This window comes from Comamonas sp. B21-038, from assembly GCF_022387135.1.
GTDB classification, from domain to species: Bacteria; Pseudomonadota; Gammaproteobacteria; order Burkholderiales; family Burkholderiaceae_C; genus Comamonas; species Comamonas sediminis.
Genome location: NZ_CP092462.1, coordinates 1,090,610 through 1,113,173 on the forward strand (window position 1 = coordinate 1,090,610; position 22,564 = coordinate 1,113,173).

The window sequence follows — 22,564 nt, forward strand, 5'->3', positions numbered from 1 at the left end:
ATTTCACATATCAGAAGGCGGCCGTGATGATGCCAGCACTTTCCTGGAATGCACGCGATGACCCACTCCCATCTCCACCTTGAACGCCTCAGCGCGCTGGACACCAATACCGTCTCCGATGCGCTCGATTTCCTCGGCCTGCCCGGTGCCACCGTTGGCCTGCTGCCGCTGTGGCACTGCCCCAAGATCGTCGGCCTGGCCAGCACCATCCAGCTGGGCCCCAAGAGCGATGCCGCGCCTGCCGTGCACTTGATCTCTCCGGTCATCGATGCCGTGGTCTCCGACGACCGCGTGCTCGTGGTTGCCGGCGGGGCCGATGGCATCTCCTGCTGGGGCGACATCCTGGCCAATGCGGCGGTTGCGAGGCAGGTGCGCGGCACGGTCATCGATGGCTTGAGCCGTGATATCGATGGCAGCGCAGACATTGGCTATCCCGTTTATGGGCGGGGGCTGACCATGGTCAGCGCCCGCAACCGCGTGGTGCAGTTGCATGCGGCCCAGCCTGTGCAGATGGCCGGTGTCACCGTGCAGCAGGACGACTATGTGATTGCCGACCGCTGTGGCACGGTCTTCATCCCGGCGGGGCGCATCGGCGAGGTGCTGGGCCTGGGCGAGCGCATTGCCCTTCGCCAGCAGGGCATGGTGGCCGCCGTGCGCGCGGGTCGCTCCGTGGCCGAGGTCATGCACGACCGGCAGTTTGAAGCCATTGCCGCGCAGCCGCAGTGAGCACCGGGCGATGGCCCTTTTCTTTATCGAGCGATACACACCATGAACCTTCCCCCAAAGATGCGCCCGGAAGACCAGGCACTGGTTGCCCTGTTTGAAGGACTGGATACGCCCGGCGTATCCGATGCCATGGACAAGCTGGGCCTGCACGGCCAGGCCCTGGGCATCATGCCGCTGGCGAACTACAGCAAAACGGTGGTCGGCCCGGCCTTTACCGTCAAATACGTGCCGGCCAGCCACCCGCCTGGCACCGTGGGTGATTTCATCGATGACGTCGCTCCAGGCGATGTGGTGGTGATCGACAACGATGGCCGCAGCGACTGTACCGTGTGGGGCGACATCATGACCCAGTACGCCGGCCTGCGCGGTATTGCAGCGACGGTGATCGATGGCGTATGCCGCGATGTGGGCAAGGCCCTGGGCGATAACTACCCGATTTTCAGCGTGGGCCGCTTTATGCGCACAGGAAAGGACCGGGTGCAGGTCGAGTCGCTGAACACCACGGTGGCCATCGGGACGGTGCGGGTGGCATCGCGCGACATCGTGGTCGCCGATGCCAATGGTGTCGTCATTGTGCCGCGCCACCGCGCCCGGGATGTGGCGGCTGCAGCCCGCAAGATCGAGGAGAGCGAATCGCGCATCCGCGCGCAGATCGCAGGGGGCACGTCCTTGCGCGAGGCGCGTGCTGCGCTGGGCTACCACCAACTGCAAACCAAGGACTGAGCCATGACCACGCTTTACGCAGCAGAGCAACTGGCCCAGGCCTGCACGCTGGGAACCTCTACGTTGTTCGAGGCCTCGGGCCTGACCACCAGTGCCGCCGATGCCGCCATCCGTCCCATATGGGCGGGTGCGTCGGTGGCCGGCCCCGCGTATCCGCTGGAATGCGCACCCGGCGACAACCTGTCCATCCATATTGCGATGGAGCAGGCGCCGCGTGGCAGCATCCTGGTGATCTCTACCAGTGGCTTTGTCGCTGGCTATTGGGGGGAGGTATTGACCGTCGCGGCAGAGGCTGCAGGTATTGCCGGCCTGGTCATTGACGGGGGCGTACGCGATATTGCAGCCCTCACAGCCCGGCGTTTCGCGGTGTTTTCGCGCGGCATCTCGATGCGCGGCACCATCAAGGCCAGTGCGCCTTCGGTCGGGCAGCCCATCAGCTTTACCGGCACGCCGGTGGCAGCCGGTGACCTGGTCGTGGCCGATGACGATGGGGTGCTGGTGATACCGGCTGCCCACGCCGAGCGCTGCCTGGCCCAGGGCCAATTGCGTGCCGACAAGGAAGCGCGGATGATGCAGGCGCTGCAAGGCGGGCAATCCACGTTGGAGCTGATGGGCCTTACCCGCTGGAGGATGCAGCAATGAATACCCCTGCGCATGGTTTGAATCGCTTCCTGGCCCAGGCCAAACCATCGGCCACCTACCGGGTCATGGACCGCGTGGCAATGCGCCGGGCCGCCGGCGCGCAGGTCATATCGCTGTGCGCCGGTGAGCCCGACTTCGACACGCCGGCCCATATCTGCGAGGCAGGCATTGCCGCCATCCGTGCCGGCCACACCCGCTATACGCAGGTGGCTGGCCTGCGCGATCTGCGCGAAGCGGTGGCTGCCAAGTTCAAGCAGGACAACGGACTGGCCGTGGATTGGCGGCGCAACACCCTGGTGTGCAGCGGTGGCAAGCAGGTGATCTTCAACGCCTTGGCAGCCACGTTGAACGAGGGCGATGAGGTCATCGTCCCTGCACCGTACTGGGTCAGCTACCCCGAAATCGTGCAGCTCTGTGGCGGCAAGGCCGTAGCAGTGCCCTGCACGGCGCAGACCGGTTTCAAGCTCAGCGCCGATGCGCTGGAAGCCGCGATCACCGCCCGTACCCGTTGCCTGATCCTGAACTCGCCCTCCAACCCCACCGGTGCGGTCTACAGCCGTGCCGAGCTGCAGGCCCTGGCAGAAGTGCTGCTGGACCACCCGCAAGTGCTGGTGATCGCCGACGATATCTACGAGCACCTGGTGTTTGACGGCATCGCCTTTCACACCATGGCCCAGGTGGAGCCGCGTTTGCGCGACCGGGTGCTGACGATGAACGGCGTCTCCAAGGCCTATGCGATGACGGGGTGGCGCATCGGTTTTTGCACGGGCCCGGCCTGGCTGATCGAGGCCATGGAAAAGCTGCAGGGCCAGCAGACCTCCGGCGCTTGCAGCATCTCCCAGCATGCGGCGCTGGCCGCGTTGACGGGGCCGCAGGACTTTGTGCGCAGCGCGCGTGCGGTGTTCCAAAGGCGCAGGGACCTGGTGGTGGAGATGCTGAACCAGGCCCCGGGCCTGCAGTGTGGCGTACCGCAGGGTGCGTTCTATGCCTTTGCCTCCTGCGAGGCGCTGATCGGCAAAACCACCCGCGCTGGCACCCTGCTGCGCAGCGATGAAGACCTTGTCAACGCGCTGCTCGATGAGGCCGGCGTGGCGGCCGTGCATGGCAGTGCCTTTGGCATGGGGCCGTATATCCGTGTGGCCTATGCGCTGGATGATGCGGCACTGCGGCAGGCGGGCGAGGCCATTGCCCAGTTTTGCCGGACGCTCAGCAACTAGGTCCTGGCGGCTAGCAGTTCAGATCATGGAAGCGCTTGCGCGCCTTGTACAGATCGACCTCGGCTTGGGCCAGGTCGTTGGCCGCCGCAGTTTGCACGGCCTGTTTGAGCCCGGGCAGGCGGCTGTCCAAACGCGCGCATTCCAGCTTGTCTGCGGGGCTGAGCTTGAAGCGGCGCTGGTAGACGCGGTACTCATCGGCGTTCATTCCTGTCAGGGGCTGGAAGGCCTCCGCAAAGGCAGCGTTGCGTTCGGCACGCTGCACGTCCTCGCCCTTGCGGCTCTTGCCGGTCATCTTGTCCATGCCCTGGGTGGGAGTGGCATCGATTTCCTTCGCGCCTACACAGGGCGCATCCGAGTAGCCCACGCGCCCGGCCGTCTCGCAGCGGTAGACCGGCTTTTGCGCGAAGGCAGGGGCGGAGCAGCAGACCAGGGCCAGCAATAGCAGCGAGCGCGTGGATTGGCCAAGGCTTGCATGGCGACGGTTGGACAACAAGCGCATCGATAGACCTTTAGCTAGCCTTCATGCCGCCGCAAGCGTGCCACGGCAACCCGGGAAGGTCGAGCAGCCCCAGAAGGATTTACCGGCATGGGCCCCCTTGCGTGCGGTGCGCAACTCCATCGCGGCGCTGCAGCGCGGGCAGGCCGGTGGGGCCGGCGCCAGGCTTGGCGCTGGGGGCGCTGCAGGTGCAGTGGCAGCGGCAGTCGCAACGGCGGCGCTTGCGGGCGCAGCGGCCGGGGTGCTGCTGGCATGGGCCGCCCTGGGCCCATTCACCAGCGATTGCCGCGCTTGCTGCACCATCGCAAACAGCTGGTGGCCATCGACCAAGCTGATATTGCGGCCCCGTGCAAAGTCCCGCGCATCGTTGCTGAACCGCCCGGAGGTGACCACAAAGCCGCCTGTCGCGCCCCGTGCCGCCATGACACCATACAGCTCACGCACGGTGGCAACGCCCACGCGCTGGGCCTTCCACTGCTTGCACTGCACGAGAAATTTTTCGCTGCCCTTGAGCAGTACCAGGTCCACGCCGCCATCGGGCCCGTTGCCGCCCAGCTCGATGATGCGAAAGCCCTGCAGGCGGTAGGCCTCGCCCACCAGCAATTCAAACTCGCGCCAGCTGATGCCGTCCAGCGCGGCGGCGTCCTGCGCCTGTGCCACCGTGCTGACCAGGGCCTTGCGCTGCTTTCTGCGCCAGGCCGACATCGCGGCCGCTATCAAACACATCAAGGGCAGCAGGTACTGGCCGATCGAAGCGAGCCCAAAGATGAGGCCCTTCTGAACGGTAGCCACCACCATGTCGCTGGGGCGGCCTGCCAGCTCTGCCGTTGGCGGCACCACCGCCAGACCGTGCAGAAACACATAGCTGGCCCCCGCCAGTGCCACACAGATCCACCAGGGAAGCCGCGCCAGCAGATCGAGCATGTCTTCGAACCCGCTGCTTTTCTTGCGTCTTGCCATGGTGTCCCCCTGTCGTTGTTTGCTGATGGATGCCTGTCTGGATGGGCGTGCGTGGCGTGAAACGCTGAGTGCAGACCACCAGATGCCTTGTATTACAAAATGTATCTTTGTGGTCTTACGCTTGGCTGACGCGCTGGCCTGGGGCATCGCCTGGGGGACAGGGGGCGCAACGACGGCTGGTGTTGGGGATGGGAAAATTTTTTCAACTATTTTTCAGTGCAGGTGATCACTTTTGGGATCTCGTTCGGTGTACAGGGCAATGGCGCCATGCAGTGCCGCTTTCTTTTCCCAGATCACCAGGACGATGAACCATGACTCTCTCTTCTCAACGCCGCAGCCGGCACCGCGAGCGCTTTGCGCTGGCTTTGCTGCATGGCGCGATCCGCGCCACCCTGGTCGGGGGCAGCGCTGCAGGCCTGGCGCTGGCAGCGCCATTTGCCCTGGCGGCCGAGCCGGCAGCCGGCGCCAAGAGCTATGCGATTGCAGCGGGCCCGCTGTCCGATGTGCTGGCGCAGTACGCGGCAACGGCCGGTGTGCAGCTGGTGTTTGAGCAGTCCACCCTGGCGGGCCTGCGCAGCAGCGGCTTGCAAGGCAGCTATGGCGAGGCGGAGGGCTTTGCCCAGCTGCTGCGCGGCAGCGGCTTTGAGGTGGTCAAGCAAGGTGGCGCTACCTATGTGCTGCGCAAGCTGCCGGCGGCCAGCCCTGCGGCAGCGGCCAGCACGGCGGCATCGGACATGACCCTGAACACGGTCACCGTGACGGCTGCGGCCCACCGCAGCGGCACCACCGAAGGTACCGGCAGCTATGCGGCAACCCAGTCGAGCACCAGCGCCAAACTCAACCTGAGCCAACGTGAAACCCCGCAGACCCTGACGGTAATCACCCGCGAGCAGATGGACGATGCCGGCATGACCTCGGTCGATGATGCGCTGCGCGCAGTGAGCGGTGTGTTTGCGGTCGATGGCGGCAGCATTGGCAGCAACTACTACAGCCGGGGCTTCAGCATGCAGGCCCAGGTCGATGGCATGGCCACGCCTTCGGGCATCGACAGCGGCAACCGCTCGCCCAAGTTTGACAGTGCCTTTGTCGACCGGGTCGAGGTGCTGCAAGGCGCGGCCGGTTTGCTGGCGGGTGCCGGCAGCCCGGGCGGCACGGTCAACATGGTGCTCAAGCGCCCGACCGATACCTTCCAGGCGCAGGGCGAGGTGCAGCTGGGCTCGTGGAAAGAGCGGCGCCTGGTGGGCGATGTGTCCGGCCCGCTGACCGACTCAGGCGTGATCCGGGGCCGTCTGGTGGCCGTGTCGGACAACAGCGAGTCCTTTACCGACTATGTCTACCGCGACCGCTATGCGGGCTACGGCATTGTCGAGGCCGACCTGGGCCCCACGACCACCTTGAGCGCCAGCGTGCAGCTGCAAAAGGACACCAGCCGGGGCCATTTTGGCGTGCCGCTGGCGGCCGATGGCAGCGATGCTGGCCTGCCCCGCTCGTCCTTCTGGGGCGATGCCGACCACCGCTCGGTGCGCGACTACAACATCTACACCGTGGGCCTGGCTCAGCAGCTGGCCGGCGACTGGAGCCTGAAGGCCAACTACGCCTGGCAGAAGACCAACAATGACATCGAGAACTTCAGCAGCCTCTCGGGCAGCCTGAACCCTGTGACTGGCGATGGCCTCTTCATCGGCAGCCGCCAGCGCAACTACACCTCGGTGATGCATGCCAATGTGGTTGATGTCTATGCCACCGGCCCCTTTGATTTTCTGGGCCGCCGCCATGCGCTGACCCTGGGCGTCAACGGCACCAGCTACCGCGACGAGAATGCCGGCACCGGCTATTCGTCCACCACGCCGATCAATGTCTACACCTTTGACCCCGAAGGCCTGGGCCCCATCCCCGATGGTCTGCGCGCATCGACCAGCAAGACCAAGACCAGCAATATGGGCGTCTATGGCGTCGCGCGCTGGAGCCTGACCGACTCGCTCAAGCTGATCACCGGCACCCGCATCAGTAACTACGAGCGCAAGAACAGCTTGACCGGTGTGGTTGCGCCCAAGGAGAAGGGCGTGGTCACGCCCTATGCCGGGCTGGTCTATGACATCAATTCCCAGTACTCGGCCTACTTCAGCTACTCGGACATCTTCAACCCCCAGACCAACCGCAGCCAGGATGGCAATGTGCTCGACCCGGTGGTCGGCGCCAACTACGAAGTGGGTATCAAGGGCGAGCTGCTGAACAAGCGCCTCAATGTGTCGGCCGCGCTGTTCCGCCTGGCGCAGTCCAACCTGGCGGTGCTCGATGATTCGGTGCCCAACAACCCCAGCAATGCCTGCGGTGGTGCTTGCTATACCGCAGCGGGCAAGGTCGTCAGCCAAGGTATTGACCTGGGCGTGAACGGCCAGGTCAGCCGCGAGCTGAACCTGGCAGCGGGTTATACCTATACCTCGGCCGAGTATGTGGCCGGCCCGCAAAAGGACCAGCGCTTCCGCACCGAGCAGCCGCGCCACAGCATGCGCCTGGCCGCCAATTACCAGCTGCCGGGCACCCAATGGTCGTTTGGCGGCAATGTGTCTGCCACCAGCAAGGCTTATAAGAACGGCGGCTCGGGCGCCAATGCCTGGACCATCGAGCAGGGCGCGCTGGTGCTGTTGGGCCTGAACGCCAAGTACCGCATTACCCCCAAGACCCAGCTGAACCTGGTCGTCAGCAACCTGACGGACCGCAGCTACCGCCACCTCTATGGCCGCGAGTACGCGCCGTTTGGCGAGCCGCGCAAGTTCAGTGCTAACCTGCGCCATGATTTCTAAGGCTCCCATGCGCTTGACTACCCTCTACCCAAGCGCCTGCGCGGCGCTGCTGGCCGGCTTGCTGGCCACGGCGCCGCAGGCGAGGGCGCAAACCGCCCAGCAGGGCGCTGCAGCCGATGCAGCCGCTGCGGCCACGCCCAGCACTGCTGCCACCCCGGCCAGCCCCTATGTGATGCCCGCCACCCAGGTCTGGGACATGCCATCGGACAACGGCGAGGTCTACCGCATCTTTGTCTCCGCGCCTGAGAAAGGCGAGCCCCCCAAGGGGGGCTACCCGGTGCTCTATGTACTCGATGGCAATGCCTACTTTGGCTCGTTCGCGCAGGCGCGCTGGGTGCAGGACTACCTGCCTGTTGGCAAGGCCATCATCGTCGGCGTGGGCTACCCGGGCGACAAGCCCTGGGATGTGCGCCGCATGGCCGACTACACGGCGCAGCTGCGCGAGCCGCTGTCGCCCGAAGTGCGCCCTTTTGCCCAATACAAGAGCGGTGCGCGCGCGCCGTTTCTGGATTTCCTGACCGGCAAGCTGCGCCGCGAGATCGCCCAGCGCTACCCCGTCAACCTGGAGCGCCAGTCGCTGTTCGGCCATTCGTTTGGCGGGCTGTTTGCGCTCCATGCGCTGTACGAGCGCCCCCAGGCCTTTGAGGCGATTGTGGCCGCCAGCCCCTCGATGGAGTGGAACGGCCAGAGCATTCTGGACGAGGAGCGCGTGTTCCGCGACAAGGTGCAGGCCGGCAAGGTGGGGGCCAGCAGCCGCCTGATGGTGGTTGTGGGCGACCGCGATGCCGATGGCGATCCCGAATCGGCCCGCATGCTGGCCGAGCGCCTGGAAGCGCTGTCCGGCTGGGGCCTGCGCGTGCGGCTGCAGCGCTATCCCAATGAAGTACATGCCAGCGTGCCGGCGCAGGCGGCGAATGACACGATGCGCTTTGCGTTTACCTTGCGTTAGGGCGCTTCTGTCAAACCTGCACGCATAGGGATGGACGCGGATCGGGATGAGCCGCAAGGCGTCTTTTGCAGTCAATAGCCCGCTATTGACAAGAAAGACAACGCAGCGGATCGCCCGAGGCCGCGTTCAGACCCCTTGGTGAATGGGCATACCAGCGGTGGCCAAGGTCGTCGTCAAAATGCGCCCATAGGTGGAATCGGTGACAAACAGCTGTTTGCGCTCCGCACCCCCAAAGGCCAGGTTGGTGGTGGAACTGCCCTTGATGCCGCACAGAACCTGCACCGGCTCTGCCAGGTGGTTCAGCACCCAGACATAGCCCAGACCCGGGTTGGCCACCAGCACATGGCCCTGGGCATCGACGGCCAGGCCATCGGGGCCGCTGGGCCCGTACGAGGTGAAGAACTGGCTCACCTTGGCAACGCTGCCATCGGGCAGCAGGGGCACACGCCAGACGCAGTTGCCCCGCGTCACCGCCAAATACAGCACGCGGCCATCGGGTGACAGCGCCACGCCATTGGGGCTGGGCACATGGTTCAGCAGCAGATCGAGCTGGCCATTGGGCCGCAGGCGGTATAGGCGGCCGCTCGGGTCATGCAGGCCGCTCTGGCCCTGGTCGGTAAAGTACAGGTTGCCGTCAGCATCAAAAATCAGGTCGTTCACGCCCTTGAAGCGCTCGCTGTTGCGCCGCTCCAGATAGGGCGTCACCGCGCCACTGGCCACCTCCAGCTGCATCAGGCCGTTCTTGTAGTCGGTGATCAGCAGCTTGCCGGGGGCCAGAAACTTCAGGCCATTGGGCTCGCCGTCATACTCGGCTACCAAGCTCCACTGGCCTTGCGCATCGATGCGAAAAATGCGGCCCCAGGGGATATCGCTGACATAGAGGTTGCCGGCCTCGTCAAACACCGGGCCTTCCAGAAACGAATCGGTAATCGTGCCGGCCCGGTTGGCATCGGCCCAGGCGCTGCGCTCACGGCGGCGAAAGGACTCGGGCATGGCGCTGAAGGTGTCCAGGGTGCGGACTTCAGGGGATTGCAGCAAAAACATGGGGCGGCCTTCCTGGCATCAAAAACGGGAGGGGTGTGTGCAGGATCTTGCAAGAGTTTAGAGTCGCTAACACGGCCCAGCAAACCGAAGGTTTGCGGTTGAGACTAGGCGTCCCCGACTAGGCGCCAAGCCGCAGGCAGTATAGGCGTACGGCAAGGCTTGGCGCGGCCGGCGAGGCAACGACGTATCAAGGGTTGTGTTAGCGACTCAAGACTGAAAGCCGTAAAGCTGGGCGGGGTTGTCGACCAGAATGCGGTCCATCATCGCATCCGAAGCCGACCAGGCCTGCAGCAGGTTGACCAGGTCCGTATCGTTGACGGTGCCCGGCCGCTCGGTGGTGTGCGGCCAGTCGGAGCCCCACACCAGGCGCTCGGGCGCGGCCTGCACGAGGGCGCGGCCCAGCGGCACGGTATCGGCATAGCTGGGGCCCTGCACCTGGGAGCGCATATAGGCGCCAGAGAGCTTGACCCAGCACCGGCCACCATCGAGCAAACGGCGCAGCACACCATAGGCCTCGGCCGATGGGCCTTCGGCCGGATCCATGCGGCCCATATGGTCGATCACCAAGGGCACCGGCAGCTGCTGCAGCACCGGCTGCAGTTCGATGATCTGCGCCGCCTCGGCAAACACCTGGATATGCCAGCCGGCACAGTCCGGATGGCGCGCCAGCTTCTGCGCCAAGGTCTGCAGCATCCCGGGTGTGGTGGTGCCCCAGGACTGGGGCGAGACAAAGTTCACCCGCAGCCCGCAGACGCGCCGCGTGGCCAGGCGGGCCAGCTCGGCATCGCTCACATCGGCATCGACCACGGCCACGCCGCGCGCGCTGTCGCCCAGTTGGTCGAGGGCATCCAGGGTGCAGGCATTGTCGGTGCCATAGGTGGAGGGCGTGACCACCACTGTGCGCGAGGTGCCCAGGCGCTGCTGCAGCTGGCGGTAGGCTGCTACCGGCGCATCGGGCGGCCTGCGCGGCCAATGTGCCGACGGCGCAAAGCGCGTGTCGAAGATATGCATATGGCTGTCGCAGGCCAGCGCCGGCAGGCTGCGCGCGGGCCGGTTCAGGCCGACCGAATGCGGGACAGGGGTGGAGAGATCAGGCAAGGTCATCGCAGTGCAGGCGTTTCATGAAGGCGGCGCTGGCCGCTGCAGCAGCGGCGGCCAGTGGCAGGGGTTGTGGCTCAGTCGAGTTGGATATGGCCCTTCTTCACCACGTCGCCCCATTTGGCATCTTCCTTTTTCAGAAAGGCGCTGAACTCTGCCGGCGTCGAGCCCACCGGCTGCGCGCCCAGGTCTGCCAGGCGCTGCTGCACCTCAGGCTCCTTCAACACCTCGGCAACCGCCTGGTGCAGTTGCTGGGAGATGGCGTCTGGCGTACCAGCGGGCAGCAGCACGCCATTCCATTCATAGGCTTCGTAGCCGGGGATGACAGACTCGGCCACCGTGGGCACCTCGGGCAGGCGGGCCGAGCGCTGGGGCGAAGAGACGGCCAGCGCACGCAGCTTGCCACCGCTCACCAATGGGGAGGAGGCGGCCACGGTGGCGAACATGAAGTCCACCTGCCCGCCCATCACATCGGCAATCGCCGGGCCACCACTCTTGTAGGGTACATGCACCATGTCCAGGCCCAGCTTCTGGCGGAACAGCTCGGCCGCCAGGCGCTGCACCGTGCCGCTGCCGCCCGATGCAAAGTTGATCCTGCCCGGTTCGGCCTTGGCCTTGGCGATCAGGTCGTTGACGTTCTTCAGCGGCGACTCTGCCTTCACCACCAGCGCATTGGGCGCCAGCAGCACCAGCGACAGCGGTTGCAGTGCATTGGCGGCGTAGGGCATCTTGGCGAAGAGGTGCGGGTTGACCGAGTAGGGCGTCGCGTCATAGAGCATGGTGTAGCCATCGGCCTTGGCCTTGGCCACCAAGCTCGCGCCAATGGTGCCGCTGGCGCCGGCCTTGTTCTCGACGATCACGCTGGTGCCCAGCTTGGCGCCCATGCGGGTGGCCAGCACGCGGGCCACCGCATCGGCTGCGCCGCCCGGCGCGTAGGGCACGACGATGGTGATCGGGCGCTCGGGGAAGGCGGCATGGGCGATGCTGGCGGCCAGCGCACAAGCGGCGATCAGCGGTTGGATAAAGCGGGGCATGTTGTCTCCTGAAGGGGTCTAGGTGTGTCTGGGGTACGAGATCTGGGTCAATCGGCTTTGAGGTCCAGGTCGCGGGCAATCTGGGTATAGGTCGTCACTTCACGCGCCACCTGGCTGCCAAAGGCCTGGCCGCAGGTCGAGTCGGCATCCAGGCCCAGGCTGTGCAGCTTCTCCACCGTGGCGGCGTTGCCGGCAAAGTCGCGGGCGGCTTTTTCCAGCTGCTGGGCAATGGCGGCGGGCAGGCCGGCAGGCGCCATCACGCCGTACCAGACATCGGCTGCATACTTGCCGCCACCGGCCTCGGCAAACGTGGGCACATCGGGCAGCAGCGAAGACCGCTTGGGCGATGCCACAGCCAGCGCGGTCAGCTTGCCACTCTTGATCTGCGGCAGCACCGAGCCCAGGGTGGCAAACGAGCTGTCGAGCTGCCCGCCCATCAGATCGGTCACCACCGGGGCGGCGCCCTTGTAGGGCACATGGTTCAGCTGCAGGCCATTGGCGCGGGCAAACATCTCGGTCGCAAAGTGGCCGGAGCTGCCCATGCCGGCGGTGCCTGCCGTCGTGCGGCCGGGCTCCTTGCGGGCGCGGGCCATGTAATCGGCGAGGCTCTTGACCGGCAAGCCCGGCGGCACCACCAGCACCGTCGGGCTGGTGCTGACGGTGCACAGCGGCTGGAACGACTTGACCGCATCAAACTTGACCCGGCCGCTGTACAGGCCCGGAATCATCGTGTGGTTGGTCGCAGCAAACAGCAGGGTATAGCCATCGGCCGGCGCACTGGCCACCGCTTGCGCGGCCAGGATGGTGTTGGCGCCGGGCTTGTTGTCGACGATAAAAGGCTGGCCCAAGCTGCGGCCGGCGTAGTCGGCAAAGGCGCGGGCCACCACATCGGTGGGGCCGCCGGCCGCAAAGCCCACCACCAGCCGCACCGGCTTGGCCGGGTAGGCAGGGGTTTGCGCAAAGCTGGCGCCGGCCGCCAGCGCTGCCGCTACCACCAGCGTAGGCAGCGCCAGTGCTGGCAGATTTTTCTTCTTGAACATGTGCTTGTCTCTTTCTCAATCCATGCGAATGCCGCTGGCGCGGACCACACCGGCCCATTTGGCGGTCTCGGCCTGCACAAAGCTCGTGAATGCCTGCGCACTGGAGCCTACGCCTTGTACCCCCAGTTCGGCGAAGCGTTTCTGCATCTCGGGGCTGGCCACGATGGCACGGGTTTCCGCCTCCAGCCGCTGCAGCACCGGTTGGGGCGTGCCCGCCGGGGCGAACAGGCCGTTCCACTCGTTCACCTCAAAACCGGCCAGGCCGGATTCGGCCATCGTCGGCACTGGCTCCCAGCCTTCGCTGCGCTGGGCCGAGGTGATGGCCAGCGCGCGCAGTTTGCCGCCTTTGACAAAGGGGCCACTGGCCGTGGTGGCGCTGAACATCACATCCACCTGGCCGCCGATCAGGTCGGTCAGCGCCGGTGCGCCACCGCGATAGGGGATATGCGTCATCTCCAGCTTGGCGCCTTGCTTGTACAGCTCGGCGGCCAGATGCTGTGCGCCGCCGTTGCCGGCCGACGCATAGCTGAGCTTGCCCGGTGCGGCCTGCGCAGCGCGGCCCAGGTCGGCCACCGAATGCAGTGCCGAGTTGGCCGGCACCACCAGCAGCAAGGGCACCTGGTTGATCAGCGAGATGGGCGCGAAGTCCTTGGCCGGCTGGTAGGGCAGTTTGGCGAACAGGCTGGGGTTGACGGTAAAGGCCGTCGCATCGAGCAGCAGCGTATAGCCATCGGGCGCAGCCTTGGCCACCGCCGCCGCGCCAATGGTGCCGCTGCCGCCGGGGCGGTTGTCTACGATGACCTGCTGGCCCAGCCGGTTGCCCAGCTGGGTGGCCAACAGGCGCGCGGTGTTGTCGGCATTGCCGCCGGGCGGGTAGGGCACGACGAGCTTGATGGGCTTGTCGGGCCAGGGGCTCTGCGCCTGGGCAGGCAGCGCAGCGGCAATGCCTGCTGTGACGGCGGCGGCGGCCAGCGCCTGGGCCGCTAGCGCCATCGGCCAGCGGCGGTTAAAAACCTGCTTCATGGTTGTCTCCTGTCTTGCTCAGGGGTTCGGTAGCGGGCCGCATGCATGCGGCCTCTTGGTATTTGCTGGGGCCGGGTGCATGCCCGGCCCGCTTTGCTACGGGCAAGCAACGCTGGCTTGCCCGTGCTCCCGCCAGCGCTTCAGGCGGTGGATGGCGCCTTGGCCAGCACCGCCAGCAGGTTCTGGGCAGCGCCCACGCCCATGTTCACGTAGGCATCGCTGGTCACACCGCCGATGTGGGGGCTGAGGATCAAGTGCGGCTCGCGCTGGAAAGGATGGCCGGCGGCCATCGGCTCCACCGCAAAGCTGTCCAGGCCGGCAGCCATTACCTGGCGCGCGCGCACGGCATCGAGCAAGGCGGCCTCGTCGATCAGGCCACCACGCGCGGTGTTGACGACGATGACGCCGCGCTTGCACTGCGCCAAGGTGGAGGCGTTGAGCATGCCCCGGTTCTCGTCGGTCAGCGGGCAGTGCAGCGAGATCGCATCGGCCTCGCGCCAGATCGTGTCCAGGTCCACGCTCTGCACATAGGCCGGCAGGTTCTTGGCAAAGGGGTCAAAGCCGATCACGCGCATGCCCAGCGCATCGGCCATCTTGGCAAAGCGCAGGCCAATGGCGCCCAGGCCCACGAGGCCGACGGTGCGGCCCCCCAGCTCCAGGCTCTTGTGCGTGGCCTTGTCCCAGTGGCCGGCATGCATGCGCGCATCCAGCGCCACGACCGACTTGGCGCAGGCCAGCAGCAGCGCCAAGGCCTGCTCGGCCACGGCGGCGGCATTGGCGCCCACGGCGGCTACGACTTCAATGCCACGCGCCTTGGCCGCGACTTTGTCGATGGTGTCGGTGCCGCTGCCGTGCTTGGAGATCACCTTGAGCGACGGCGCCGCATCCATCACCGCCGCACCCACCTTGCCGTAGCGCACGATGATGGCGGCCGGGTCATGCTGTTTGGCCAGTGCGACCAGGTCGTCTTCGGTCGGCGTTTTACCGGCGTAGATGATCTCGTAGCCGCCGAGCAGGTCCAGCGCTTGCTGCGCCAGATCGGCGCCAGTCACGATGATGCGGGGGTTCACAGCGATTCTCCTTCCTTGAGCACGCCTGCCGCACGCAGTGCAGCGGGCAGCCATTTCGATGCCGTGTCGCCACGGGCAATCGCGTCGATGCGGGCGGCTTCATCGGCGACCTTCTTGTCGGCCAGCGCCAGCATCGCAGGCGCCTTGGCGCGCTCGATTACGACCACGCCATCGGCGTCGCCGACGACCAGGTCACCGGGGTTGACGGTGGTGCCGCCGGCCGAGATGGGGTGGTTGATGCGGCCAGGCACAAACTTGGTGGGGCCGGCGGGGTTGAAGCCGGCGCTGAACACCGGGAAGTCCAGCTCCAGGATCTCGAGCTTGTCGCGGATGGCGCCGTCGACGATGACGCCGGCCAGGCCCCGCTTCTTGCAGGCGCTGAGCATCAAGGTGCCCATCAGCGCGGCCGTCTGGTCGCCCTTGCCATCGATCACCAGCACGTCGCCGGGTTGGGCCAGTGCAATGGCGGCGTGGATCATCAGGTTGTCGCCGGGGCGCACTTCGACGGTGAAGGCCGGGCCGGCGACCTGCATGTTGTGCTGCACCGGTGCAACCCGCGCATGCATGGTGCCTCGGCGGCCGGCCACGTCGGCCAGAATGGCGGCCTGGAAGCTGCCGGCCTTGGCAACGACCTCGGCGCTGACGCGCTCGATGTCACGGATGATGTCGGGAAGTTGGCTCATGGTGTGGGTCCGTTGGGAGGGATGGAGAAAAAAGGGGTTGGGCTGGCGCTGGGCGCCGCATGGGTCTTTCCGTGGTGGATGGCCTGCACTGCGTTGGCGGAGCCGGCGTTTGCAGCGCACACAGCGCTTGGGGGCAGGGCGCTGTGCTGCCCGCCGAGAAACGGACGGGCACAGCCAAGCTGGCGCAGTGCATGGCGCGGTCTCTCAGCGGCTAGGGTGGAAAGGACGGTGGTGCGGACCGGCTGTGCGGCAGTCTTAGTTCAGGCTGGCGCCCGAGTCCTTGACGATCTTGGCCCAGCGGGGTACTTCGGCGCGCATCAGCTTGCCGAAGTCTTCCGAGCTGCCGCCCAGGATGTCGCCGCCTTCGGAGCGCAGCTTTTCCTTGACGTCCGGCTCGGCCAGCGCGGCATTGATCGCCTGGTTCAGCTTTTGCACCACGGCGTCAGGCGTGCCGGCAGGGGCCAGGATGCCGAACCAGGTAATGGCCTCAAAGCCCGCGCTGCCGGATTCGGCCATCGTCGGGGTGGAGGGCAGCTCGCCCGAGCGCTGCCTGGAGGTGACCACCAAGGGCTGGAGCTTGTCGTTGCGCACCTGGCCGATGAGCGAGGGGATCGATCCGACAAAGAGGTCGATCTGCCCGCCCGACAGGTCGGTGATGGCCTGCGCAATACCCTTGTAGGGGACATGGCGCAGCTTGATGCCCACGGCTTGCTCAACCTGGGTGACGGCCAGGTGGGCGACGGTGCCATTGCCGGAGTAGCCGACGGTGACGGTATCGGGCTTGGCCTTGGCGGCCTTCAGCACTTCGGCAATCGTATGCAGCGAGGTGCCGGCGCCGCTGACCATCAGGATCGGCGACGAGGAGACGAGGGCCACCGGGGTCAGGTTCTTCAGCGGGTCGTAGGGCAGCTTCTTGTACAGCGCCGGGTTGATGGCCAGGTTGCTGGTTTGGCCCATCACTAGCGTGTAGCCATCGGGGGCGGCCTTGGCGGCGGCATCCACCCCCAGGTTGCCACCGGCGCCGGGCCGGTTGTCGACGACGATGCTCCAGCCGTTTTTCTCCGTGATCTTTTGGGCGACGGCGCGCGCGATCATGTCGGTGCCGCCGCCGGGCGGAAAGGGCACCAGCAAACGAATCGGCTTGGCCGGGTAGTTGCTTTGGGCGTAGGCGCAGGTGGATGCTGCCGCCAGCACTGCCGTACCCAGCACCAGGCTGCCCAGGCGCGCCGAGATCGAAATCGCTCGTGTCGTGATCGTCATACCTTGTCTCCGTATCGTTCTGTTGATTTATTCCTTTTGGTTCAAAACCTGTTCAAAGCCTCGATGACCAATCGGTGCGCCACTTTAAAAAAAAGTTTCAAGGGATACAATGCCGTTTCAACCAATGAAACACATTGCACGATGAGCAACCCTTCTCAGCGCCCCAAAAGCCCCCGGCCCAAGGCCAAAACCGCGCCTGTTGCTGCGCCGCCGCCGGTGCTGGAATCGGCCCCTGCCGAGGCACTGCCGGAAGAGGGTGCCTCGTCCACCAGCACCGTCACGGCGGTGCTGCGTGCCATGCAATTGATAGACGCCTTTGCGTTGGGCGAATCCCATCTGCCACTGGCCGAGATGAGCCGGCGCTGCGGCCTGCACAAGACCACGGCGCTGCGCATTGCACGCACCTTGGCGCAGGCGGGCTACCTGGTGCAGCGCGACGATGGCGACTGGCGCCTGGGCCCGGCAGCGGGCTGGCTGGGCGCGCGCTACCAGGCCGGTTTTGATGTGCAGAACGTGCTGGAGCCGGCGCTGCGCGCATTGACGATGGCGAGCGGCGAAAGCGCTGCCTTCTATGTGCGCGAAGGCAATGTGCGCACCTGCCTGGTGCGGGTAGAAGGCCCGCAGGCCTTGCGCCACCATGCGCGCATGGGCGAGGGCCTGCCGTTGGACAAAGGCTCTCCCGGGCGGGTGATTCTGGCGTTCTCCGGTGAGCCGGGGGATCTGTACGAAGCGATACGCCAGCGCGGCTACCACTGGTCGATTGGCGAGCGCGAGCAGGGTGTGGCCACCATTTCTGCGCCGGTGTTCGGCAAGCACTGGCGGCTGCTGGGCTCCGTCTGTGTGTCCGGTCCTGCATCGCGCCTGCCGCAGCACAAGCTGGAGGAAATGTCCAAGACCGTCATCGCGGCCGCCAACCAGATCTCCTACGAATTGGCCGGCAATGCGGGGCCTTCGGCAAGCCTGGTCCGGGCCAGCCACTGGCACCCCTGAGTCCCGCGCGCATGCCCGTGGCGCGTCCCCCGTGCTGCCTGCCGAACGGGGGATTGCCGCAGCGGCTTAGCGCACCATGCAAGGGCGCTTGTTGTCAAAGCGCCAGTTGGGCACCAGGTACTGCATCGCGATCGCATCATCACGCGCGCCCAGGCCGTGCTGCCGGTAGAGCTGGTGCGCGCGTTCGACGGCATCCATGTCCAGCTCGATGCCCAGGCCGCCCTTTTGCGGCAGCGCGATGTAGCCGCCGTTGATCTGCAGCGGCTGCTTGGTGAGGCCCTGGCCGTCCTGCCAGATCCAGTGCGTATCAATGGCGGTGACCTTGCCGGGCGCGGCGGCGCCCACATGGGTGAACATGGCCAGCGACACATCGAAATGGTTGTTCGAATGCGAGCCCCAGGTCAGCCCAAAGGCCTGGCAGAGCTGGGCCACGCGTACCGAGCCCGACAGGGTCCAGAAATGCGGGTCGGCCAGCGGAATATCGACCGATTGCAGCGACAGCGAATGCGCCATCTGGCGCCAGTCGGTGGCAACCATATTGGTCGCCGTCGGCAGACCGGTCGCACGGCGGAACTCGGCCATCACCTCGCGGCCGGAGAAACCTTCTTCGGCACCGCAGGGGTCTTCGGCATAGGCGAGGATGCCGTGCAGATCGCGGGTGATGCGCACCGCATCCTTGAGCAACCAGCCGCCATTGGGGTCCAGGGTGATGCGGGCCTTGGGAAAGCGCTCGTGCAGCGCGCGGATCGCCTCGACCTCGTCCTCACCGCGCAGCACGCCACCCTTGAGCTTGAAGTCTTCAAAGCCATAGCGTGCATAGGCGGCTTCGGCCAGCCGCACGATGGCCTGAGGGTCCATGGCTTTTTCATGGCGCAGGCGCTTCCAGTCGTCGGCCTCGTCGGGAAAGCTCTGGTAGGGCAGATCGGTCAGGTTGCGGTCACCCACGTAAAACAAATAGCCCAGCATCTGCACCGAGGTGCGCTGCACGCCTTCGCCCAGCAGCGCTGCCACCGGCACGCCCAGATGCTGGCCCAGCAGGTCCAGCAGGGCCGATTCGGCAGCGGTCACCGCATGGATGGTGGTGCGCAGGTCAAAGGTCTGCAGACCCCGGCCAGCGCTGTCGCGGTTCGCAAAGTTGCTGCGCATCGCGTTCAGCATCGCGTTGTAGTGGCCCACCGGCTGGCCCAGGATCAGCTCGCGTGCATCTTCCAGGGTGTTGCGAATGCTCTCGCCACCGGGCACCTCGCCCACGCCCGTGTGCCCTTCGCTGTCGGTCAGGATCAGCAGGTTGCGGGTGAAGAACGGCGCATGGGCGCCGCTCAGGTTGAGCAGCATGCTGTCATGCCCGGCCACGGGCACCACGCGGTAGCCGGTGATGCGGGGGGTGTAGCTGGGGGAGGCGGTGGGGGTGGCTTGCATGGTGGGCAAAGATGAAAAGTTGGGAGTTGCGCAGCGGGCGGATGGGCTGGCCCGCTGCGGGGGCAGTTCCGTGTTTATTGTGCGGTGATGTTGCCGGTGGTGATCACCTGCTTCCAACGCGCAAACTCCTTGCGCTGAAACTCGGTGAAGACCTCGGGGCTGTTGCCGACCACTTCCAGGCCCATGTCGGTGAACTGCTTGCTGACGGCAGGGTCATGCAGCGCTTTGACAATGCCGTCGTAGAGCTTGGCCTTGACATCGGCCGGCAGATTCTTGGGGGCGGCAAAGGCCTGCCAGGCATAGACGTCCATGCCATCGATGCCGGCCTCAGCCATCGTCGGCACATCGGGCAGCACGGCCGAGCGCTTGTTGCCCGTCACCGCAATCGCCTTGAGCTTGCCCGACTTGATATGCGGGAACACGCTGTTCACGTTCTGGAACGACATGTCCACCTGGCTGCCCAGCAGATCGGCGGTGGCCGGCGCGCCGCCCTTGTAGGGCACATGCAGGCCCTTGGTGCCCGTCTTCTGCCAGAACAGCTCGGCGGTCAGATGGTCCGACGAGCCCGCGCCCGAGGTCGCAAAACTGACCGTGTCGGGCTTGGCCTTGAGCATCGCGATGACGTCCTGCACGTTGTTGACCTTGGGCGCCAGACTGGGGTTGACCACCAGCACATTGGCCGTTTGTACCGCCACGGTGATGTAGCTGAAGTCGCGCGTCGGGTCATAGGGCAGGCCCTTGATCAGATGGGGCGCGACGACCAGCGGTGCCAAGGACGAGACCAGCAAGGTATAGCCATCGGCCGGGGCGCGCACCACCTGCGCGGCGCCAATGCTGCCGGTGGCTCCGGCCTTGTTTTCCACCACCACCGATTGGCCCCACTGCTGGCCCAGGTTGTTGCCAATCGCGCGGGCTACCGTGTCGGTCGCGCCGCCTGCGGGGAAGGGCACGATGATGGTGATCGGCTTGTCCGGCCAGGCCCAGGCGCTCGGGCTGGCGGCCAGGGCCGCAGCGCTGGCGCAGACGAGTGCCGCTATTTTTCTCCATCCGGTGGTGGGGGTGGTGGTCATGTTTGTCTCCTGCTTTCAAGGCGTTGCTGAAATCTGGCTGAGCGATGGTTCGCTTCGTATAGTTAACGTTAACATTTGAATTTGCCGTATTGTTAACGTTAACTTTGGCTGAGAAATCAGTAATTACCCGAAATTTCCGGTGGGGCGAGGCAGGGAATTGTGTCGGGGAGCTGTCTAGCCGCTGCTGCGCTGGGTGATGGAAAAGCCGATATCGACACGCGGCGCATCCACCGGCTGGTCCAAGGTGCGGGCGACGATCATGTCGGCGGCCAACTGGCCAATGCGCGTGCCATCCAGCCGCACGGTGGTCAGCGGCGGGTCGGTGTCCTTGGCAAACTCCTGGTCGCCCAGGCCGACCACGGCCAGCTGCTGGGGTACCTGCAGGCCCTGGTGCTGCGCCTCGATCAAGGCGCCCAAGGCAAGGGTGTCCGAGCTGCAGAAAACGGCAGTCACCTCGGGGCGCTGGGCCAGGATCTCGGCCAGCCCACGCCGCCCGCCACCCAAGGTGCTGGGGGCTGGGGTATAGGCCACCGTTACCTCGGGCAGGCCGGCCGCTTGCGCTGCTTGTGCATAGGCCGCCACACGCACCCGGGCACGCGCATCGTCACCGCTGACCATGCCCAGCTGCCGGTGCCCTTTGCCAATGAAATGCGCCGCCACCGCTTGGCCAATGGCGCTGTGCGAAAAGCCCACCAGCATGTCGATGGCCGAATCGGTCAGGTCCCAGGTCTCCACCACCGGAATGCGCGAGGCCTGCAACAGCGCCCGGCCTTCTTCGGATGCCGCCATGCCGATCATCACAATGCCATCGGGCCGGCGCTGGATGATGGCGCGGATCAGGTCCGCCTCCTGCGCTGCGTCATAGCCGGTGCGGCCAATCATCAGCTGGTAGCCGTGCTGGTTGAGCGCATGGTCCAGCGACTGGATCAGCTCCTGGAACACGGGCCCCACCAAGGTCGGCAGCAAGGCCGCCACCAGCCGCGCCCGCGACAGCCGCAACCCGCTGGCCAGCGCATTGGGCACATAGCGCATGCTGGCGATGGCATCGCGCACACGCTGCAAGGTCTCCGGGTTGAGCCGCTCGGGGTGGTTGATCGCCCGCGACACCGTCATCGCAGACACGCCCGCAGCACGGGCTACATCTTGGATCTTGGACGGTCGGTTGCTGTCTTGCACGGGCTGGTGGGGATGGTGGCTGAAAGTGCCGCTATCGTAGTCCATGCCAGGGGCTGCGGGGCGGTGCAGCGGGATTCCTCTCGCGTTTAGCGGGCCAGAGTCCCCCAATGCCTACAGCGATCTGGTTTCTCAGGCTTGTGGTCTGAATCACAAATGCAATACAATTTGCCGATGAAAACCGCTACCATCCCACCCGTCCGCGTAGAACCTTCGTTCCGCCAGGAAATGGAGCGTTCTCTGGAGACCAACGAAAGCCTGGCTTCGCTGGTAGAAACAGCTGTCCGCAATGAGGTCAAGCGCCGACAAGTCCAATCGGAGTTCATGCGGCGCGGTCTCGCATCGATTCAGAGCACGGTTGCGGCAGGCAGCGGCATCCCTGCCGACAGCGTGATCGCCAAGCTGGAGGCCAAACTCGCAGCAGCCAAGCAACGCGCATGAGCCAGTACCAGGTGATATTCAGCCCGGAAGCGGCAGAAGATCTGGAACGCTTGTTTGACCACATCCTGGAGCGGGAGCTGGCCAGTGCGACAGGAGACCTGGATACACCTGCACGTGCGCTTGACGCAATCAGGCGCGCCTTCCGCTTCCTGGAGCACAGTCCGTTCAGCTGTCGCAAAGCCGGGTCTAGCGCGTTTTTGCGCGAGTTAGTCATTGCGTTTGGTGGCGCTGGCTACGTAGCGCTTTTCGAGATCCACGATGCAACCACGGTGATCATCGGTGCCATCCGGCACCAGCTGGAAAGCGATTACCAGTAGCTGCTTTACCGCTATCCAGCCGGAGTCTCAAACGCCGTGACGGTTTAGCCCACCCGCCCCGCCTCCAGCGCCGACTCCGGCGCATCCGTCGGCCACAGCGCTACCAACACCAGCAGCACCGCCACCAGCAAATAAGGCGCGCCGGGGTGCAGGTCATAGACCAGGGTGCCCACTAAGGGCCCCAGGATCACGCCCAGGCCATGGGCTGCGCATTGGGCACACAGCGCATGCTGGTGATGGCATCGCGCACACGCTGCAAGGTCTCCGGGTTGAGCCGCTCGGGGTGGTTGATCGCCAGCGATACCGTCATCGCAGACACGCCCGCCGCGCGGGCTACATCTTGGATGTTGCACGGTCGGTCAGTGGGTTGCACGGGCAGGGGGGA

At 65.7% G+C, this 22,564-nt stretch carries 24 protein-coding genes; 9 read left to right on the forward strand and 15 right to left on the reverse strand.

Going from position 1 to position 22,564, the window contains the following annotated elements:
• The first annotated feature begins 57 nt into the window (after positions 1-57).
• Genes MJ205_RS04960 through MJ205_RS04975 form a run of 4 tightly spaced genes read left to right on the forward strand, consistent with a single transcriptional unit; the run spans position 58 to position 3,308 of the window.
• Positions 58-726 (forward strand): RraA family protein, encoded by a 669-nt coding sequence (locus MJ205_RS04960; RefSeq protein ID WP_239811450.1) that lies wholly within the window; start codon positions 58-60, stop codon positions 724-726.
• 60 nt (positions 727-786) lie between these two features.
• Positions 787-1,449, forward strand: coding sequence for an RraA family protein (locus MJ205_RS04965; protein WP_239812666.1), 663 nt, complete (start codon positions 787-789; stop codon positions 1,447-1,449).
• A gap of 3 nt (positions 1,450-1,452) precedes the next feature.
• Positions 1,453-2,091 carry an RraA family protein gene (locus MJ205_RS04970; RefSeq protein ID WP_239811451.1) on the forward strand — a complete coding sequence of 213 codons (639 nt, stop codon included), beginning with the start codon at positions 1,453-1,455 and terminating at the stop codon, positions 2,089-2,091.
• On the forward strand, positions 2,088-3,308 hold the full coding sequence (locus tag MJ205_RS04975) for a pyridoxal phosphate-dependent aminotransferase (protein ID WP_239811452.1): 1,221 nt from the start codon (positions 2,088-2,090) through the stop codon (positions 3,306-3,308). The genes MJ205_RS04970 and MJ205_RS04975 overlap by 4 nt, the downstream gene beginning before the upstream one ends.
• 10 nt (positions 3,309-3,318) lie before the next feature.
• Here MJ205_RS04975 and MJ205_RS04980 read toward each other — a convergent pair whose 3' ends face one another.
• On the reverse strand, positions 3,319-3,807 hold the full coding sequence (locus MJ205_RS04980) for a DUF4124 domain-containing protein (protein ID WP_239811453.1): 489 nt from the start codon (positions 3,805-3,807) through the stop codon (positions 3,319-3,321).
• Between the two features lie 21 nt (positions 3,808-3,828).
• Positions 3,829-4,764 (reverse strand): restriction endonuclease, encoded by a 936-nt coding sequence (locus MJ205_RS04985; protein WP_239811454.1) that lies wholly within the window; start codon positions 4,762-4,764, stop codon positions 3,829-3,831.
• A 311-nt stretch (positions 4,765-5,075) separates the two neighbouring features.
• On the opposite strand from MJ205_RS04985, the gene MJ205_RS04990 reads away from it, so the two are divergent.
• Positions 5,076-7,568, forward strand: coding sequence for a TonB-dependent siderophore receptor (locus MJ205_RS04990; RefSeq protein ID WP_239811455.1), 2,493 nt, complete (start codon positions 5,076-5,078; stop codon positions 7,566-7,568).
• A gap of 7 nt (positions 7,569-7,575) precedes the next feature.
• Positions 7,576-8,517, forward strand: a complete 942-nt coding sequence (locus MJ205_RS04995; protein WP_239811456.1) for an alpha/beta hydrolase — start codon at positions 7,576-7,578, stop codon at positions 8,515-8,517.
• A 126-nt stretch (positions 8,518-8,643) separates the two neighbouring features.
• On the opposite strand, the gene MJ205_RS05000 is transcribed toward MJ205_RS04995, so the two are convergent.
• The 8 genes from MJ205_RS05000 to MJ205_RS05035 form a co-directional block, all read right to left on the reverse strand.
• Positions 8,644-9,561, reverse strand: a complete 918-nt coding sequence (locus MJ205_RS05000; RefSeq protein ID WP_239811457.1) for an SMP-30/gluconolactonase/LRE family protein — start codon at positions 9,559-9,561, stop codon at positions 8,644-8,646.
• A gap of 207 nt (positions 9,562-9,768) precedes the next feature.
• Entirely contained in the window at positions 9,769-10,665 is an 897-nt protein-coding gene (locus tag MJ205_RS05005) for an amidohydrolase family protein (RefSeq protein WP_239811458.1), read from the reverse strand.
• Positions 10,666-10,736: 71 nt separating this feature from the next.
• A complete protein-coding gene (locus MJ205_RS05010; protein ID WP_239811459.1) occupies positions 10,737-11,693 on the reverse strand; it encodes a tripartite tricarboxylate transporter substrate binding protein in 957 nt (318 codons plus the stop codon).
• A gap of 47 nt (positions 11,694-11,740) precedes the next feature.
• Positions 11,741-12,733: a Bug family tripartite tricarboxylate transporter substrate binding protein gene (locus MJ205_RS05015; protein ID WP_239811460.1), complete on the reverse strand. Its 993-nt coding sequence runs from the start codon at positions 12,731-12,733 to the stop codon at positions 11,741-11,743.
• A gap of 15 nt (positions 12,734-12,748) precedes the next feature.
• Entirely contained in the window at positions 12,749-13,756 is a 1,008-nt protein-coding gene (locus tag MJ205_RS05020; protein ID WP_239811461.1) for a tripartite tricarboxylate transporter substrate binding protein, read from the reverse strand.
• A 140-nt stretch (positions 13,757-13,896) separates the two neighbouring features.
• Complete coding sequence (locus MJ205_RS05025) at positions 13,897-14,826, reverse strand: NAD(P)-dependent oxidoreductase (RefSeq protein WP_239811462.1); 930 nt, start codon at positions 14,824-14,826, stop codon at positions 13,897-13,899.
• Positions 14,823-15,509 (reverse strand): RraA family protein, encoded by a 687-nt coding sequence (locus MJ205_RS05030; RefSeq protein ID WP_239811463.1) that lies wholly within the window; start codon positions 15,507-15,509, stop codon positions 14,823-14,825. Before MJ205_RS05030 ends, MJ205_RS05025 begins: the two co-directional genes overlap by 4 nt.
• A gap of 255 nt (positions 15,510-15,764) precedes the next feature.
• Positions 15,765-16,769 (reverse strand): Bug family tripartite tricarboxylate transporter substrate binding protein, encoded by a 1,005-nt coding sequence (locus MJ205_RS05035; protein ID WP_239811464.1) that lies wholly within the window; start codon positions 16,767-16,769, stop codon positions 15,765-15,767.
• A 141-nt stretch (positions 16,770-16,910) separates the two neighbouring features.
• Between MJ205_RS05035 and MJ205_RS05040 the strand changes: the two genes are divergently transcribed.
• Positions 16,911-17,759 carry an IclR family transcriptional regulator gene (locus MJ205_RS05040; protein WP_256460961.1) on the forward strand — a complete coding sequence of 283 codons (849 nt, stop codon included), beginning with the start codon at positions 16,911-16,913 and terminating at the stop codon, positions 17,757-17,759.
• Positions 17,760-17,825: 66 nt separating this feature from the next.
• Here MJ205_RS05040 and gudD read toward each other — a convergent pair whose 3' ends face one another.
• From gudD to MJ205_RS05055, 3 genes are all read right to left on the reverse strand, one after another.
• A complete protein-coding gene (gene gudD, locus MJ205_RS05045; RefSeq protein ID WP_239811465.1) occupies positions 17,826-19,178 on the reverse strand; it encodes a glucarate dehydratase in 1,353 nt (450 codons plus the stop codon).
• Positions 19,179-19,252: 74 nt separating this feature from the next.
• Positions 19,253-20,248 carry a Bug family tripartite tricarboxylate transporter substrate binding protein gene (locus MJ205_RS05050; RefSeq protein WP_239811466.1) on the reverse strand — a complete coding sequence of 332 codons (996 nt, stop codon included), beginning with the start codon at positions 20,246-20,248 and terminating at the stop codon, positions 19,253-19,255.
• Between the two features lie 174 nt (positions 20,249-20,422).
• Positions 20,423-21,469 carry a LacI family DNA-binding transcriptional regulator gene (locus tag MJ205_RS05055; protein ID WP_239811467.1) on the reverse strand — a complete coding sequence of 349 codons (1,047 nt, stop codon included), beginning with the start codon at positions 21,467-21,469 and terminating at the stop codon, positions 20,423-20,425.
• A 126-nt stretch (positions 21,470-21,595) separates the two neighbouring features.
• On the opposite strand from MJ205_RS05055, the gene MJ205_RS05060 reads away from it, so the two are divergent.
• Positions 21,596-21,862 (forward strand): YlcI/YnfO family protein, encoded by a 267-nt coding sequence (locus tag MJ205_RS05060; protein WP_239811468.1) that lies wholly within the window; start codon positions 21,596-21,598, stop codon positions 21,860-21,862.
• Positions 21,859-22,179 carry a type II toxin-antitoxin system RelE/ParE family toxin gene (locus MJ205_RS05065; RefSeq protein ID WP_239811469.1) on the forward strand — a complete coding sequence of 107 codons (321 nt, stop codon included), beginning with the start codon at positions 21,859-21,861 and terminating at the stop codon, positions 22,177-22,179. Before MJ205_RS05060 ends, MJ205_RS05065 begins: the two co-directional genes overlap by 4 nt.
• Before the next feature lie 44 nt (positions 22,180-22,223).
• On the opposite strand, the gene MJ205_RS23660 is transcribed toward MJ205_RS05065, so the two are convergent.
• Together MJ205_RS23660 and MJ205_RS05070 are read right to left on the reverse strand one after the other, a co-directional pair.
• The gene (locus MJ205_RS23660) at positions 22,224-22,352 is read right to left on the reverse strand and encodes a hypothetical protein (protein ID WP_256460962.1); all 129 of its coding nucleotides are present in this window, start codon (positions 22,350-22,352) and stop codon (positions 22,224-22,226) included.
• A 14-nt stretch (positions 22,353-22,366) separates the two neighbouring features.
• Positions 22,367-22,552 carry a LacI family DNA-binding transcriptional regulator gene (locus MJ205_RS05070; protein ID WP_256460963.1) on the reverse strand — a complete coding sequence of 62 codons (186 nt, stop codon included), beginning with the start codon at positions 22,550-22,552 and terminating at the stop codon, positions 22,367-22,369.
• Positions 22,553-22,564 lie beyond the last annotated feature (12 nt).

Excerpts from the sequence above, each read along its gene's own strand:
- MJ205_RS05035 (WP_239811464.1), bottom strand. The coding sequence starts at position 16,769 with ATGACGATCACGACACGAGCGATTTCGATCTCGGCGCGCCTGGGCAGC.
- MJ205_RS04980 (WP_239811453.1), bottom strand. The coding sequence starts at position 3,807 with ATGCGCTTGTTGTCCAACCGTCGCCATGCAAGCCTTGGCCAATCCACG.
- MJ205_RS05030 (WP_239811463.1), bottom strand. The coding sequence starts at position 15,509 with ATGAGCCAACTTCCCGACATCATCCGTGACATCGAGCGCGTCAGCGCC.
- MJ205_RS04990 (WP_239811455.1), top strand. The coding sequence starts at position 5,076 with ATGACTCTCTCTTCTCAACGCCGCAGCCGGCACCGCGAGCGCTTTGCG.
- MJ205_RS05040 (WP_256460961.1), top strand. The coding sequence starts at position 16,911 with ATGAGCAACCCTTCTCAGCGCCCCAAAAGCCCCCGGCCCAAGGCCAAA.
- MJ205_RS04985 (WP_239811454.1), bottom strand. The coding sequence starts at position 4,764 with ATGGCAAGACGCAAGAAAAGCAGCGGGTTCGAAGACATGCTCGATCTG.
- MJ205_RS04960 (WP_239811450.1), top strand. The coding sequence starts at position 58 with ATGACCCACTCCCATCTCCACCTTGAACGCCTCAGCGCGCTGGACACC.
- MJ205_RS04995 (WP_239811456.1), top strand. The coding sequence starts at position 7,576 with ATGCGCTTGACTACCCTCTACCCAAGCGCCTGCGCGGCGCTGCTGGCC.
- MJ205_RS05060 (WP_239811468.1), top strand. The coding sequence starts at position 21,596 with ATGAAAACCGCTACCATCCCACCCGTCCGCGTAGAACCTTCGTTCCGC.
- MJ205_RS05055 (WP_239811467.1), bottom strand. The coding sequence starts at position 21,469 with ATGGACTACGATAGCGGCACTTTCAGCCACCATCCCCACCAGCCCGTG.
- MJ205_RS05005 (WP_239811458.1), bottom strand. The coding sequence starts at position 10,665 with ATGACCTTGCCTGATCTCTCCACCCCTGTCCCGCATTCGGTCGGCCTG.
- MJ205_RS05065 (WP_239811469.1), top strand. The coding sequence starts at position 21,859 with ATGAGCCAGTACCAGGTGATATTCAGCCCGGAAGCGGCAGAAGATCTG.
- MJ205_RS04970 (WP_239811451.1), top strand. The coding sequence starts at position 1,453 with ATGACCACGCTTTACGCAGCAGAGCAACTGGCCCAGGCCTGCACGCTG.
- MJ205_RS05020 (WP_239811461.1), bottom strand. The coding sequence starts at position 13,756 with ATGAAGCAGGTTTTTAACCGCCGCTGGCCGATGGCGCTAGCGGCCCAG.
- MJ205_RS05010 (WP_239811459.1), bottom strand. The coding sequence starts at position 11,693 with ATGCCCCGCTTTATCCAACCGCTGATCGCCGCTTGTGCGCTGGCCGCC.
- MJ205_RS05015 (WP_239811460.1), bottom strand. The coding sequence starts at position 12,733 with ATGTTCAAGAAGAAAAATCTGCCAGCACTGGCGCTGCCTACGCTGGTG.
- MJ205_RS04965 (WP_239812666.1), top strand. The coding sequence starts at position 787 with ATGCGCCCGGAAGACCAGGCACTGGTTGCCCTGTTTGAAGGACTGGAT.
- gudD (WP_239811465.1), bottom strand. The coding sequence starts at position 19,178 with ATGCAAGCCACCCCCACCGCCTCCCCCAGCTACACCCCCCGCATCACC.
- MJ205_RS05000 (WP_239811457.1), bottom strand. The coding sequence starts at position 9,561 with ATGTTTTTGCTGCAATCCCCTGAAGTCCGCACCCTGGACACCTTCAGC.
- MJ205_RS05050 (WP_239811466.1), bottom strand. The coding sequence starts at position 20,248 with ATGACCACCACCCCCACCACCGGATGGAGAAAAATAGCGGCACTCGTC.
- MJ205_RS04975 (WP_239811452.1), top strand. The coding sequence starts at position 2,088 with ATGAATACCCCTGCGCATGGTTTGAATCGCTTCCTGGCCCAGGCCAAA.